The following is a 12,681-nucleotide window of genomic DNA, read 5'->3' on the forward strand; positions in this document are numbered from 1 at the left end:
TGGGCCCCGTCCTGCGCTCAGAAGCACAGGCCGGGGCCACTAACAGGGGCGTAGCCGCGGGAAAAGCGGCGATGCGACTATTCTTCGTCGTTGTCGGAGGCAGCAGCCGGAGCAGCTACCGGAGCGTAGTTCTTGATGGCTACTTTGCCGTGCAGGTACAGGTCGCCGTCAACTACGTAGGCCTTGTGGCGCAGGTGCAGGTCGCCGGTGGTAGCGCACAGCGTTACAGCTTTCGGAGTCAGTTTATCGTGTGAACGACGTTTGTTGCGCTTTGCGGACGAGGTCCGCCGTTTAGGATGAGCCATGGTACAGTTAAAAAAAGAAAAGTTGAAATCAGGAAATGAAACGAAGCCGAAGCTTAGTTGAGGTTCTTCAGCGCATTCCAGCGCGGGTCAATATCGTCGTCGCCTTCGTCATCTGAGCCCGCGTCGCCGTCCTGGCGGGTGGTGAAGATGAGCTTGGTGGCGGAGTCGGGGTCTTCGTCGGGCTCGTTCTGGAAGCGCGGGTGCAGCTTCTTCATGGGCAGCGCCAGCCCGATGTAGTCGAACAGGTGCTGGGCTAGGGGGAGCACCTGAGTGTCGGCCGTAATCTGCAGCACGTTGTCGTCGAGTTCCACTTCCCGGTCGCCATAGCGCACGAGCAACTGCTCCTGCGTGTCGATTTCCTGGTCGTAGTCGTCGAGGCTACGGTCGCAGACTTGGCGTACGGTGCCTTTGATGTCGAAATCGAGGGTCAGCAGGCGGTCGGTTTTGTGCAGCGTCACGTCGGCGTGCACCGTGCCATCGGGAATGAGCTGCTGGTCGAACTGCTCGAAAAAGGCACGGTCGAGCTCAAACGCAAAGTGGTGCGTTTTGTCGGCCAGCTTGGCAATATTGAGGTCGTATTGCGAGTCCTTCTTCACGATTTAGTAAGTAGCAGGGGGCAAAAGTAACAAGTTTTCCCCGTTTTGTAAAAGCTGATAACAGTGTTTGGCGGGCGGTCAGGCGTATTTCAGGATGAAATCCGGCGGAATGCCGAGCCGCTCGTAGAGGCGCTTGGCCAGGTCGAGGGTAACGCGCCGCTTGCCGCTGAGAATCTGGGAGAGGCGCCCGGCGGGCACTTCCAGTAGCTGCGCCAGATCCTTCTGCTTGAGCCGCATCTGCTGGCGCTTCAGCTCAATCATCTCAGCCAGTGAAGTCGGCAGGTTCGGAATCGGCAGCAGGCCCAGCTTGCCTTCGTAGGTGTCGAGGGCTGCAATCAGCTCCCGCAGCTCGGCTTCCAGCACCGCGTTGCCTTCCACGCCGGCGGCTACCAACGCGTCGAGGCGGCGCAGGGCAGTACGGTAGTCAGGCGGAGTGAGAAGCAGCATGCAGAAAACAGAACGTCAACCGGGTACCGGCTGACTGTGCTGCAAAGCTACGGTGCATGTTTCGAAAGGCCAAACAAAATTTCGATTTTGAAAAGAATGTTTCAGTTAAGAAATAAAAAGCCGCCTTCGCCACGCAGGCAGAAAGCGGCTTTTAAGCAGGCAGAAAGCCGGCGGAAGCTTATTCGTGGCGGCCGCCGCGCAATGGCGGGCCGGGTATCAGCGGCTTGATGCCGGCCAGCAGCTGGCGCTGGCGCACCAACTCACAAGCCATATACAGCGCCTCCCGGAACGACGTTTCATCGGCCTTGAACTGCCCGGCCAGGCCGTAGGCGGTGCCGTGGTCGGGGGAGGTGCGGATGACGGGCAGGCCGGCCGTGAAGTTTACGCCCCGCTCAAAAGCCAGGGTTTTGAACGGAATCAGGCCCTGGTCGTGGTACAATGACAGCGTGGCGTCGAACTGGCGGTACTGGCCAGTGCCGAAGTAGCCATCAGCAGGGTAGGGGCCATATACGAGGTGGCCATCGTGCAGCAATTGTTGCACCACGGGCGTCACTACGTCGCGCTCCTCGGTGCCGAGCAGGCCGTTTTCGCCGGCGTGGGGGTTGAGGCCCAGCACGGCAACACGCGGTTTTTCGATGCCGAAATCCTGCTTTAGCGACTTAAGCAGAATGCGCAGCTTGGCGTTCAGCAGCTCCTTGGTCACGCGGCCCGGCACGTCCTTGAGGGGGATGTGCCCGGTGGCGGTGGCCACGCGCAGCTCGTCGGCGGCCAGCAGCATCAGGCTCTCCTTGGTGTCGAAGAAGGCCGTCAGGAACTCGGTGTGGCCGGGGTAGCGAAAGTCGTCGGCCTGGGTGTTTTCCTTGCTGATGGGCGCCGTGACGAGGGCGTCGAGCAGGCCGGCTTTCAGGTCGCGGGCTGCGGCGAGCAGGCTCTGGCGGGCCGCCGCGCCGCTGGCAGCGCTGGGCTGGCCGGGCGTGAGGTGGAAATCGTCTTCCCAGCACGTCACGGCGTTGTGCTTGCCGGGCGCAATGTCGGCGGCTTCGCGCACCTGCCGGAACGTGAGCGGCTCACCATCGGCAGGCACCGGAAAGTCGTCGAAGAGCACCGTGGCGGTGCCGTACACGACCGGCGTGCAGAACTTGAGCAGGCGCTGGTCGAGGAAGGTTTTATAGATGATTTCCGGGCCGATACCGGCAAGGTCGCCGACGGAAATACCAATGCGTGGAAGCATGTTAGTTAGGGCTTGGGGATTGAGGTGGCTTTGAACGTCATGCAGAGGCGCAGCCGAAGCATCTCGCTAGTGTAGTGATTACCATACTAGCGAGATGCTTCACTACGCCTTCGGCTCCGCTCTGCATGACGGCCTTTTACAGGACGTTCTTAGGCCTTGCCTTTCAGAAACTCATACGTGAGGCGCACGGCGGTGCCGGTGCCGCCTTTGCCGCGGTAGGAGTCGGGGGCGGTGAGGAAGGCGGGGGCGGCAATGTCGAAGTGCACCCAGGGGTAGCCGTCGGTGAAGCGCTCCAGGAACTTGCCGGCCGAAATGGCGCCGGCTTCGGCCTTGCCGATGTTGTTGATGTCGGCAATGTCGGACTTGATGTGGTCGGCGTACTCATCCCAGAGCGGAAACTCCACCAGACGCTCGTGGGTGGCATTACCGGCCTTTTTCAGGGCGCTGAGCGTGTCTTCGTCGGCGGTGCCCATGCACACGATGCCTTCCTTGCCGATAGCGCGGGCGGCTGAGCCGGTGAGGGTGGCGAAGTCGAGCACCAGCTCAGGGTCGTATTTCTTGGCGAAAGCCAGCGCGTCGCCGAGCAGCAGGCGGCCTTCGGCGTCGGTGTTCATCACCTCCACCGTGAGGCCGCTGTACATGGTAATCACGTCGCCGGGGGCGAAGGCGAGGCCGCCGGGGCGGTTGTCGGTGGCGGGCACCAGGCCGATAACGTGCAGCGGCACCTGGTTTTTGGCCAGGGCGTAGAGCGTGCCCACCACGGCGGCACCGCCGGCCATGTCGCACTTCATCATGTCCATGCTAGCGGGCGTGGGCTTGAGGCTCAGGCCGCCGGTATCAAACACCACGCCTTTGCCGACCAGCACGTAGGGCTTCTTATTGGTAGCGCCTTCCGGCTTGTATTCCATAATGGTGAACGTGGGCGGCTCGGGGCTGCCCTGGTTCACGGCCAGCAGGCCGCCCATGCGCAGGGCCTCAATCCGCACCAGATCCAGAATCTCGGTGTGGAAACCGGCTTCTTCGCCGGCTTCGGCCATGCGCTCGGCAAACTGCTGGGCGTTGAGCTTGTTGAGGGGCGCGTTTACCAGGTCGCGGGTCAGGAATACGCCGTCCAGCACGTGCTGCAGCTCCTGCACCCGCTCGTCGCTGAGGTGTGGGCCCACCAGCGTTACGCTTTCCAGCGCGGCCGCCTGGCGGGATTTCTCGCCGGTTTTGTAGCCTTCAAACTGATAGGCGGTGAGGGCCAAGCCCTCGGCCAGCGGTAGCGCGCCGCCGTCGGTCAGGTCCTGAATGAACAGGTTCCGCACCTTATCGGCCTTGAGCTGGGCGTGCAGCTGGTGGCCGCTTTTGCGCAGGGCCTCCGCCGCCAGGGCCGGCGTCTTTTTGTCGGCCGCTACCACGTAGTAGTGGTGGTGGGCATAGTGGTTGATGCGGATCAGCTTGCTGTCGGCGGCCAACTCGGCGGCCACGTACTGGCGGGCCGGCTCAGAGAGGTCGGCGGCGGCCGTTACGGGCAGTTCGGTGGTGCCAGCCGGCAGGATAAACACGGTATCGGCCGAGGCGGAGAAATCGGCAGCGTAACGAAGGAGCAGCGACATAGAAACAGGGAATTAGAGCGGAACAAACCAGAAAAGCACGCCAGCGCCGGATTCAGCAAGCGGGACCGTACCTTTGCGGCCGTGAAGGTAGGCCTTTTGTAGAAGTGCTATAAGTAGAGGTGATGTGATGACCGGGAGCAGGTAGCAGGCGGCGTTTTGATTCCGCAGTTATCCTGGTTTCGCTGTTTCACCCCTCGCTCTGTTTGCGCACTATTTCATTGCCCCATCACCTGTCACTTCATTCCTTCCGACTGCATGGATTCCGTTAAAGCCAAAAAACACCTGGGCCAGCATTTTCTGGCCGATTCCAATATTGCCCGCAAGATCGTGGAGGCGCTGCGCCTGCCCGACGGCGTGCAGGAAGTACTGGAAATCGGGCCGGGGATGGGCGTGCTGACCGGCACACTGCTGCAGCATGCGGAGTACCGCACGTCGGTGGTGGAAATCGACCGGGAGTCGGTGGTGTATCTGGGCAAGCACTTTCCGGCGCTGGAAGGCCGCATCCACAGCCAGGATTTCCTGAAGATGAACCTGGCCACGTTGTATCCGGACCAGCCGATCAGCATCATCGGCAACTTTCCCTACAACATCAGCAGCCAGATCTACTTCCAGATTCTGGCCCACCGCCAGCAGGTGCGCGAGAGTGTGGGCATGATTCAGAAGGAAGTGGCCGACCGCCTGGCCGAAGGGCCGGGCTCGAAGACCTACGGCATCCTGAGCGTGCTGCTGCAGGCGTTCTATACGATTGAGTACCTGTTCACGGTGCCGCCGCACGTGTTCAACCCGCCGCCTAAGGTGCAGTCGGCCGTAATCCGGCTCACGCGCAACACCACCAAAAAGCTGGACTGCGACGAGGTGCTGTTCTTTAAAGTGGTGAAGCAGGCCTTTTCCACGCGCCGCAAAACCCTCCGCAACGCCCTCAAGCCCTTCGGTATGCCCGCCGAAGCCACCACCGACCCCATCTTCGACAAGCGCGCCGAGCAGCTCAGCGTCGCCGATTTCGTGGGGCTGACGCAGCACGTAGCGGGAAACAAAGTCGATTAATATAAACTGCAGCGAAGAATGGCGCCGCCGGCCAATGTTGAATCAGTTTCGCTTCTGACATGATGGTACCGTGCTATTGCGGCCCGGTTGCTACCTGTTATCCTGACTCGCTATGAAAACTAGGTACTGGCTCGGGCTGTATATGCTCCTTTCCGCTTTTTTCGGGCCATTGATCAGCGAAAAGCTAAGTCAACATCTATCGGATAATGCGAAGCGAACAGCAGCTAAGGTTCAGATGGTGCTGTATGATTTTGTGGCTGTCTTCCTGGCGCTGATGGGTTGGCTTGCGTTGGCTTGCGGTAAGTGGAGCGGTTGGACATTGAAGGCAGAAATTAAGGAATCGTGGCTGGTAACGTCAATTCTGTCAGCTGTGTGCGTAGCTGCAATTCGATATTTGCGTAGAAAATATCCTGCCGATGAAAGCCACTAATTCATCATCTGTATTAACGTAAATGTCCAGCCCCGCTGTCCTGTAGTTGCTTTTGATGATGCGGGCCTTATTCCAGGCAGGAGTTACACCAGACGCTGAAGCAGCTATCCGGCGACACTGTGCTGCACGAAGTAGGCCCTTTCTAACCGTTCAAGCTATATGTCTCTCTGCCTCGTCATCGACGAAATGCACCCCAGCCTGCCCGACCTGATGCATGCCATCGGGGTGACGCTGCACTACCGGCCCGACCTGAGCGTGGCCGAAGTGCCCGCCGCCCTGGCCGCTCACCCCTACGAGGGCCTGATGGTACGCTCCAAGCTGCGCGTAACGGCCGAGCTGCTCGGCCACGGCCCGCAGCTTCGCTACGTGGCCCGGGCCGGCGCCGGCGTCGATAACATCGACGAGGCGGCGCTGACGGCGGCGGGCGTTACGCTGCTCAACGCCCCTGAAGGCAATCGCGACGCGGTGGGCGAGTACGCCGTGGGGCTGCTGCTGGCGCTGTTCCGCAACATTGCCCGCGCCGACCATGAGGTGCGCGCCGGGCAATGGCGCCGCGAGGCCAACCGGGGCGAGGAAATTGGGGGCAAGACCATCGGGCTTCTTGGCTACGGCCACATGGGGCGGGCCTTTGCGCGGCGGTTGCAGGCGTTCGGCTGCACGGTGCTGGCCCACGACCACGACCCGGCCGTGCTGCCCGACGCCCACGCCACCTTGGTGAGCCTAGCTGAGCTGCAGGACCGGGCCGAGGTGCTGAGCTTGCACATTCCGTATTCGAAAGCCAACCACCACTTCGTGAATGAGGAGCTGCTGGCGGGTTTCCGCAATGCCATCTGGCTGCTCAACACGGCCCGCGGCGAGGTGCTCGACCATGCGGCGCTGGTGCAGCGCCTGCAAACCGGCCATGTGCGCGGCGCGGCCCTCGACGTGCTGGAAAACGAGAAGCTAACGGCGCTGACGGCCGAGCAGCAGGCCCGGTTTGCGTACCTGGCGGCTGCGCCTCAGGTGGTGCTGTCGCCGCACGTGGGTGGCTGGAGCTACCAGAGCTACGAGCGGATCAATGAGGTGCTGGCGGGCAAAATTGCGGCATTTCTGCGCCGTTGAGCCGGCTGCCTACCGTGCTCTGGCACAATAGGTCAGCCTGCGGCTGTGCCCACCATGCTGCGCCGTCCCGGGGCCGGCGGCTGGCATCATTCCCCATAGATTCGTATATTTGTCATGAACCCGTGTTGGAGAACGGTCGGCAGTGCCGGCCGTTCTCCTTGTTTTTTAGCTTACCATCACCTTCCCATGGCCACCATCAACTATTATACCGCCGAAGGCCTTCAGAAACTCAAAGACGACCTGCAGGACCTCAAAATCCGTGGCCGCTCTGAGGCTGCCGAAGCGCTGCGCGAAGCCCGTGACAAAGGCGACCTGAGCGAAAACGCGGAGTATGACGCCGCCAAGGAAGCTCAGGGTCTGCTGGAACTGAAAATATCCAAGCTTGAGGAAGTGGTTGGCAACGCCCGCATCCTTGATGAAGCCGGTCTTGATTTCACCAAAGTGCTCATCATGAGCAAGGTGAAGCTCAAGAACCTGAAAAATAATATGGTGCTCGACTACACCCTGGTGGCCGAAGAGGAAGCCAATCTGGCGGCCGGCAAAATCTCCGTGAAGTCGCCTATCGGCAAAGGCCTGCTGGGCAAGTCGGCCGGCGACAAGGCCGAGATTACTGTTCCAGCCGGCAAGCTGCAGTTCGAGATTCTGGAAATCAGTCGTTAAGGGTGATGAGGTGAACCGTGACAGGTTATAGGTCACAGATAAACCGCCCCGCCACCAACCCGTAGAAAGCCAGACGGCGAAGCACCTTGCTTCGCCGTCTGGCTTTTTGCCTTACTTTGGCCCACCTATCACCTCATCACTTCATCACCAACCACCCCAATGGCTTCCATTTTCTCGCGTATTGTGTCGGGCGAGCTGCCCGCGTATAAAGTAGCCGAGGACGACCAGCACCTGGCGTTTCTCGACATCACGCCGCTGGTGGAAGGCCACACGCTGGTGATTCCGAAGCGCGAAATCGACTACATCTTTGATATGCCAGCCGAGGAGCTGGCGGCGCTGCACCTGTTTGCGCAGCGTGTGGCCAAGGGCGTGCAGGCCGCCGTGCCGTGCAAGCGGATTGGGGTGGCCGTTATCGGGCTGGAAGTGCCGCACGCCCACATTCACCTGATTCCGATGAACAAGGTGGCGGACATGAACTTCGCCAACCCCAAAATCAAGGTGGCCGAAGACCGGATGAAGGAGCTGGCCGCCGCCATTGCCGCGCAGGTGCCCGCCGCCGCCGGTAGCCGCACCGCCTCACTAGACGCCCTGGACACCAAAGGCGGCCGTGAAACCGCCTCGGCCAACGAGCCCGCTGCTTCCGCTGCGGACGCCGCCCCGGCCGACAGCAGCACGGCGCAGCTGCAGCAGCTCACGAAGGGGCTGCTGTTCCTGAGTGAGTCGGATGCGGCGCTGGAGCCAGTGAGCTACGACGCACCGGCCGGCCCGCTGACCGATGCGGCGCTGCTGCAGGCCGTAGGGGCCGAAGCCGGCAGCAAAGTGGAAACCCAGGAGCTGACCCTGTTTCTGCGCAACCACACCGCCGACGACGGCGTGCTCGGCGACCCGGCCCAGGCAAACCGCTTCAAGGCGCTGCAGATGTACCTGAAGCAGGAGCTGCAGGACGTGAAAGTGTACCGCGTAGGTACCGGCCCGCAGGTGCAGGCCTACGCCCTCGGCCGCACCGAAAGCGGCAAGCTGGCCGGCTTCAAAACCGTGCTGACGGAAACGTAGGAAATGTGGCACGGACTTCAGTCCGTAGCCACCCGGCATCGCACAAGCTATGCTCCAATGGGGAATCCTACTATGCAGATACTTTGTGGTGCCGCACTCCTTCGGGGCGGCACCACTTTTTTGTGAATTGATTGCATGATTATGAAGCCACTAACTGCCTCCGTGCTGAGCGCGCTGCTTCTGCTAAGCAGCGCGGCCCACAGCCAGTCCGGTAAAAACCTGCCCAAACCCCTTCGCAAACCGCTGAGCAGCATCAGCCCGGCCGGGTTCAAGGCCCACGTGCAGTTCCTAGCCGACGACCAGCTGCGCGGGCGGCAGCCGGGCACGCCGGGCTACAAAATGGCTGTCGACTACGTGGTGGCGCAGCTGCAGCAGCGCGGCGTGCAGCCGGCCGGCGAAAACGGCACGTTCCTGCAAACTGTGCAACTGCGGCGCGCCATCACGGAAGCGGGGGCCACGTTGCGCCTGATACCGGCCGGCCCGGCTAGCACGCTGGCCTATGGCACTGACTTCACGCTGTACCCCAACCCCGTACAGCCGGAAACGACCGTGGAGGCCGGGCTGGTGTTTGCCGGTTTCGGCATCAGCGCGCCAGAGCTGGGGTATGACGACTACGCCGGCCTCGATGCCCGAGGCAAGGTGGTGGTGCTGACGCGGCTGGAGCCCACGCGCTTCCCCGACGCCGTGCGCCTCTACAACACCGACCTACTGACCGTGCTGCAAACCGCCGCCCGCCACGGCGCCGTGGGCGTGCTGCTGGCCGCTCCCAAGTCCACGATGAAGCTGCCCGATCCGCCGAAAGGCCTCGTGAGCGTGCTGGGGCCCGATGGAAAAGTGGCGGTGTCACGCAGCTTCCAGCCGCAGATTCAGGTGGCGGGCTCCATCAGCGCGGCCACGTTGCAGCGGCTGTTTGCGGGGGCGGCCACCGATACCGCGCGGGCCATGGCTGCGCTGCGGGCCGGCAAACCGGCTTCGGTGGCGCTGCTGCCGCGCTTGGCCGCCACCCAACGCAGCCGCTACCAGGACGTGACCAGCTACAACGTGGTGGGCAAAATCGAAGGCGCCGACCCGCAGCTGCGGCAGGAGTACGTGGTGCACACCGCTCACCTCGACCACCTCGGCGTGGGCGCCCCCGTGGCCGGCGACTCCATCTACAACGGCGCCCACGACAACGCCACCGGCGTAGCGACGCTGCTGGAAATTGCGGGCGTGTATCAGCAGCTGAAGCCACAGCAGCGGCCGAAACGCTCGGTACTGCTGACGGTGGTGACGGGGGAGGAGCTGGGCCTGCTGGGCTCGGCGTACTTTGCCCGCAACCCCACCGTGCCCCGCGAAAAGCTGGTGGCCAACGTCAACACCGATATGCCCACCATCATTGCGCCGCTGCTGTCGGTGGTGGCGCTAGGGGCCGAAAACTCCACGCTGGCCGCGCCGGTGGCGGAGGCGGCGCGGACGCTGGGCCTCACGGTGGAAGCCGACCCTGAGCCGGCCCAGAACCGCTTCATCCGCTCCGACCAGTACAGCTTCGTGACGCAGGGCATTCCAGCGCTGCACATCAAGTACGGCAACAAAACGGCCGACGGCCGCAACAACCTCAGCGAGCAGGTGCAGAAGTGGCGCGCCGTCACGTACCACAAGCCCCAGGACGATATCAACGGTCAGTTTGATTTCGAGGCCGGCAAAACCTACGCCCAGCTGAACTTTCTGGTGGGCTATCTGGTGGCCAATTCCGCGCAGCGGCCTGCCTGGAACCCGGGCAACTTCTTCGGGGAACGGTTTGGCAAGTAGCGGCTACGGCTGGGCCGCCGTGTCGGCAGGGGCGGGGCGGAGGCGGTTTTCGCGCTCAAACACCCGCATCAGCACCATGAAATAGGAGAGCAGCAGCGGCCCGATCACCAGGCCAAGGATGCCGAAAATCTCCACCCCCAGAATCACGCCCACCAGCGTGATGAGCGGGTGAATGTCGCCGATGCGGCGGGCCAGTACGATGCGCAGCAGGTTGTCGATGTTCATCACCACCACCACCCCAATCAGCAGAATGCCCACGCCCTGTCCGGTGTGGCCCTGCGCCAGCTTGACCAGCGCCGCCGGCCCCCACACCAGTGGCGTGCCCAGCACCGGAATGAAGGCCATGAAAAACGACACCATGCCCCAGAACAGGGCGTCAGGTACCTGAAACACCCAGAGCAGCAGCCCCGTCAGGGTGGCCTGCACCAGCGAAATCAGGGCCTGGCCGAGCACGTTGGCGTGCACGTTGTTGCGGAGCGCCTCGCCCAGCTCCTGCAGCGTTGCGTCGCGGAAGGGTAGGTAGCGGCGCAGGCCGTGCAGAAACCTTTCTTCCTGCACAAACATGAAGTAGAGCGTGAACAGCATCAGGCCGATGACGATGGCGAAGTGCAGCAGCCCGCTGGCCAGGGAAGGCAGCCGCTGGCTGAGCCAGCCCAGGCCCTGCCGGATGAGCGTCTGCACGTTCTGGTCGGCCGTGAAGCTGACGCCGATGCGGCGTTCCAGCGTGTGCAGCACCGCCATCAGCTGGGTGGTGTCGGTGTGCACGGCGTAGAATTGCAGGCGGTTGACGAGCATCAGAATCAGGGCTGTGAAGGGCAGAATGATGACTACTAGCGCAAACGTCAGCAGCCCGGCACTGGCCAGCTGCCGGTTCCAGTGGCGCTGGTGCACCAGCGCCGCCCACCACGGCCGGAATACCACGTATAGGATGCCCGCCCCAAACAGTCCGGTGATATAGCTGCCCAACCCGAACAGCACCAGCCCGGCTAGCACCAGCAGGCACACAATCAGCAGCACGTATTGCTGCCGGGGAGTATAGATGGAGTGCGACATGGCGGCGGGAATGGGCGGTGAACAGGACAGTATACCATAAAAAAACGGTCATCCGGAAGCCGTGGCTCCCGGATGACAGTGGTCTGGTGCGCCAGTTGGCAGACTACTCGGTTTTGATGCGGCTGGCCAGCACGGCCACGCACAGCCCCAGGCCGGCAATGATGGTAAACGACACCCGCAGACTGGTGAAACCCGCCACAATACCAATCAGCGGCGGCCCGAACAGAAATCCCAGAAATCCGACCGTGGAAACCGCCGCCAGCGCCACGCTGGCCGGCATGGTGGTGGAGCGGCCCGCCGCCCCGTACACCAGCGGCACCACCGACGACACCCCGAACCCCACCAGCAGAAAGCCCAGAATAGCCGTGGGCAGCGCCGGCAGCGCCACTGACAGCAGCAGCCCGGCGGCCGTGAGCAGGCCGCTCAGCTGCAAGGTGCGGCGCAGTCCGTATCGGTGCGCAAAGCCGTCGGCAATGAAGCGGCCACCAGCCATGGTGCACATAAAGGCCGTGTAGCCGGCGCCCACCCAGGCGGCATCGGCGTGCACCACTTTGCGGAAATACACCCCGCTCCAGTCGAACATGGCACCTTCGCAGATCATGGAGCAGAACGCCAGCACCCCCAGCAGCAGCAGCGACTTGTCGGGCAGCGCGAACAGGGGCACCTTCACATCGGGGCCGAGGCTGGCGTCGCGGGGGCGGATGGAGGTGCTGCAGGCTGCTACGCCCGCTACCACCAGCACGGCCACCAGCACAAAGTGCGGCAGCGGCGCCACCCGCTGGCCAATCATAAGGGTGCCCAGCGCCGCCCCGGCAAAGCCCGCTAGGCTCCAGAGTCCGTGAAACGACGCCATAATGGACTTGCGGTGCAGCTGCTCTACGCCTACAGCCTGGGTGTTCACGGCAATGTTGGAGAGGTTGGATACGAAGCCGAACAGCACCAGCCCCGCCACAAGCAGCGGCACCGACTGCGCCAGCCCCAGCGCCACGAGTCCCAGCGCGTAGCCCACAATGCCGCCCAGCACCACCCGGCGGCTGCCCAGCCGCGCTACCAGCCATCCCGCCACCGGCAACGACGCCATCGAGCCCACCGGCGCCGCCAGCAGCAGCAGCCCCAGCTGGGCTTCCGAAATACCCAGCTGCTGCTGAATGGTAGGAATGCGCGAGGCCCAGGTGGCAAACGTGAGGCCCATCAGGAAAAACAACACCCCGACGGCCGCCCGGTAAATCTGGCGGGGCGGGCGGGAAACAACCAGCGGAAGGCGAAGCGTAAGCATAGAATCGGGCAGAAGAACCAACAGGAAAACCGGGCCGCCATAGCCCACAAAAAAGCCCACTACACCCTTGTGGCGGGGTATGATGGGCGGGAGAGGGAG

13 protein-coding genes are annotated in these 12,681 nt (G+C 62.7%); 6 read left to right on the top strand and 7 right to left on the bottom strand.

Annotated elements, in window-relative coordinates; all coding sequences use genetic code 11:
- Positions 1 to 77: 77 nt before the first annotated feature.
- The 5 genes from rpmF to O3303_RS03925 all read right to left on the bottom strand — a co-directional run bounded on the left by rpmF (position 78) and on the right by O3303_RS03925 (position 4,177).
- Positions 78 to 305: a 50S ribosomal protein L32 gene (gene rpmF / locus O3303_RS03905; RefSeq protein WP_269560757.1), complete on the bottom strand. Its 228-nt coding sequence runs from the start codon at positions 303 to 305 to the stop codon at positions 78 to 80.
- Positions 306 to 358: 53 nt separating this feature from the next.
- Positions 359 to 901: a YceD family protein gene (locus tag O3303_RS03910; RefSeq protein WP_269560758.1), complete on the bottom strand. Its 543-nt coding sequence runs from the start codon at positions 899 to 901 to the stop codon at positions 359 to 361.
- 78 nt (positions 902 to 979) lie between these two features.
- Positions 980 to 1,348, bottom strand: coding sequence for a helix-turn-helix domain-containing protein (locus tag O3303_RS03915; protein ID WP_269560759.1), 369 nt, complete (start codon positions 1,346 to 1,348; stop codon positions 980 to 982).
- A 178-nt stretch (positions 1,349 to 1,526) separates the two neighbouring features.
- A complete protein-coding gene (pdxA, locus tag O3303_RS03920; RefSeq protein WP_269560760.1) occupies positions 1,527 to 2,579 on the bottom strand; it encodes a 4-hydroxythreonine-4-phosphate dehydrogenase PdxA in 1,053 nt (350 codons plus the stop codon).
- Between the two features lie 149 nt (positions 2,580 to 2,728).
- Positions 2,729 to 4,177, bottom strand: a complete 1,449-nt coding sequence (locus tag O3303_RS03925) for a leucyl aminopeptidase family protein (RefSeq protein ID WP_269560761.1) — start codon at positions 4,175 to 4,177, stop codon at positions 2,729 to 2,731.
- 255 nt (positions 4,178 to 4,432) lie between these two features.
- Between O3303_RS03925 and rsmA the strand changes: the two genes are divergently transcribed.
- From rsmA to O3303_RS03960, 6 genes are all read left to right on the top strand, one after another.
- A complete protein-coding gene (gene rsmA, locus O3303_RS03930; protein ID WP_269560762.1) occupies positions 4,433 to 5,221 on the top strand; it encodes a 16S rRNA (adenine(1518)-N(6)/adenine(1519)-N(6))-dimethyltransferase RsmA in 789 nt (262 codons plus the stop codon).
- Between the two features lie 112 nt (positions 5,222 to 5,333).
- Positions 5,334 to 5,651, top strand: coding sequence for a hypothetical protein (locus O3303_RS03935; protein ID WP_269560763.1), 318 nt, complete (start codon positions 5,334 to 5,336; stop codon positions 5,649 to 5,651).
- A 159-nt stretch (positions 5,652 to 5,810) separates the two neighbouring features.
- Positions 5,811 to 6,752, top strand: coding sequence for an NAD(P)-dependent oxidoreductase (locus O3303_RS03940; RefSeq protein ID WP_269560764.1), 942 nt, complete (start codon positions 5,811 to 5,813; stop codon positions 6,750 to 6,752).
- A 186-nt stretch (positions 6,753 to 6,938) separates the two neighbouring features.
- Positions 6,939 to 7,412: a transcription elongation factor GreA gene (gene greA, locus O3303_RS03945; RefSeq protein ID WP_269560765.1), complete on the top strand. Its 474-nt coding sequence runs from the start codon at positions 6,939 to 6,941 to the stop codon at positions 7,410 to 7,412.
- 159 nt (positions 7,413 to 7,571) lie between these two features.
- On the top strand, positions 7,572 to 8,465 hold the full coding sequence (locus tag O3303_RS21910; protein ID WP_350356606.1) for a nuclease A inhibitor family protein: 894 nt from the start codon (positions 7,572 to 7,574) through the stop codon (positions 8,463 to 8,465).
- A 141-nt stretch (positions 8,466 to 8,606) separates the two neighbouring features.
- A complete protein-coding gene (locus O3303_RS03960; RefSeq protein WP_269560766.1) occupies positions 8,607 to 10,253 on the top strand; it encodes a M28 family peptidase in 1,647 nt (548 codons plus the stop codon).
- A gap of 3 nt (positions 10,254 to 10,256) precedes the next feature.
- Here O3303_RS03960 and O3303_RS03965 read toward each other — a convergent pair whose 3' ends face one another.
- Complete coding sequence (locus O3303_RS03965) at positions 10,257 to 11,306, bottom strand: AI-2E family transporter (protein ID WP_269560767.1); 1,050 nt, start codon at positions 11,304 to 11,306, stop codon at positions 10,257 to 10,259.
- Between the two features lie 103 nt (positions 11,307 to 11,409).
- A complete protein-coding gene (locus tag O3303_RS03970) occupies positions 11,410 to 12,582 on the bottom strand; it encodes an MFS transporter (RefSeq protein WP_269560768.1) in 1,173 nt (390 codons plus the stop codon).
- Positions 12,583 to 12,681: the final 99 nt, after the last annotated feature.

This window comes from Hymenobacter canadensis (assembly GCF_027359925.1).
Classification (GTDB): Bacteria; Bacteroidota; Bacteroidia; order Cytophagales; family Hymenobacteraceae; genus Hymenobacter; species Hymenobacter canadensis.

Excerpts from the sequence above, each read along its gene's own strand:
- rpmF (WP_269560757.1), bottom strand. The coding sequence starts at position 305 with ATGGCTCATCCTAAACGGCGGACCTCGTCCGCAAAGCGCAACAAACGT.
- O3303_RS03915 (WP_269560759.1), bottom strand. The coding sequence starts at position 1,348 with ATGCTGCTTCTCACTCCGCCTGACTACCGTACTGCCCTGCGCCGCCTC.
- pdxA (WP_269560760.1), bottom strand. The coding sequence starts at position 2,579 with ATGCTTCCACGCATTGGTATTTCCGTCGGCGACCTTGCCGGTATCGGC.
- O3303_RS03925 (WP_269560761.1), bottom strand. The coding sequence starts at position 4,177 with ATGTCGCTGCTCCTTCGTTACGCTGCCGATTTCTCCGCCTCGGCCGAT.
- rsmA (WP_269560762.1), top strand. The coding sequence starts at position 4,433 with ATGGATTCCGTTAAAGCCAAAAAACACCTGGGCCAGCATTTTCTGGCC.
- O3303_RS03935 (WP_269560763.1), top strand. The coding sequence starts at position 5,334 with ATGAAAACTAGGTACTGGCTCGGGCTGTATATGCTCCTTTCCGCTTTT.
- O3303_RS03940 (WP_269560764.1), top strand. The coding sequence starts at position 5,811 with ATGTCTCTCTGCCTCGTCATCGACGAAATGCACCCCAGCCTGCCCGAC.
- greA (WP_269560765.1), top strand. The coding sequence starts at position 6,939 with ATGGCCACCATCAACTATTATACCGCCGAAGGCCTTCAGAAACTCAAA.
- O3303_RS21910 (WP_350356606.1), top strand. The coding sequence starts at position 7,572 with ATGGCTTCCATTTTCTCGCGTATTGTGTCGGGCGAGCTGCCCGCGTAT.
- O3303_RS03960 (WP_269560766.1), top strand. The coding sequence starts at position 8,607 with ATGAAGCCACTAACTGCCTCCGTGCTGAGCGCGCTGCTTCTGCTAAGC.
- O3303_RS03965 (WP_269560767.1), bottom strand. The coding sequence starts at position 11,306 with ATGTCGCACTCCATCTATACTCCCCGGCAGCAATACGTGCTGCTGATT.
- O3303_RS03970 (WP_269560768.1), bottom strand. The coding sequence starts at position 12,582 with ATGCTTACGCTTCGCCTTCCGCTGGTTGTTTCCCGCCCGCCCCGCCAG.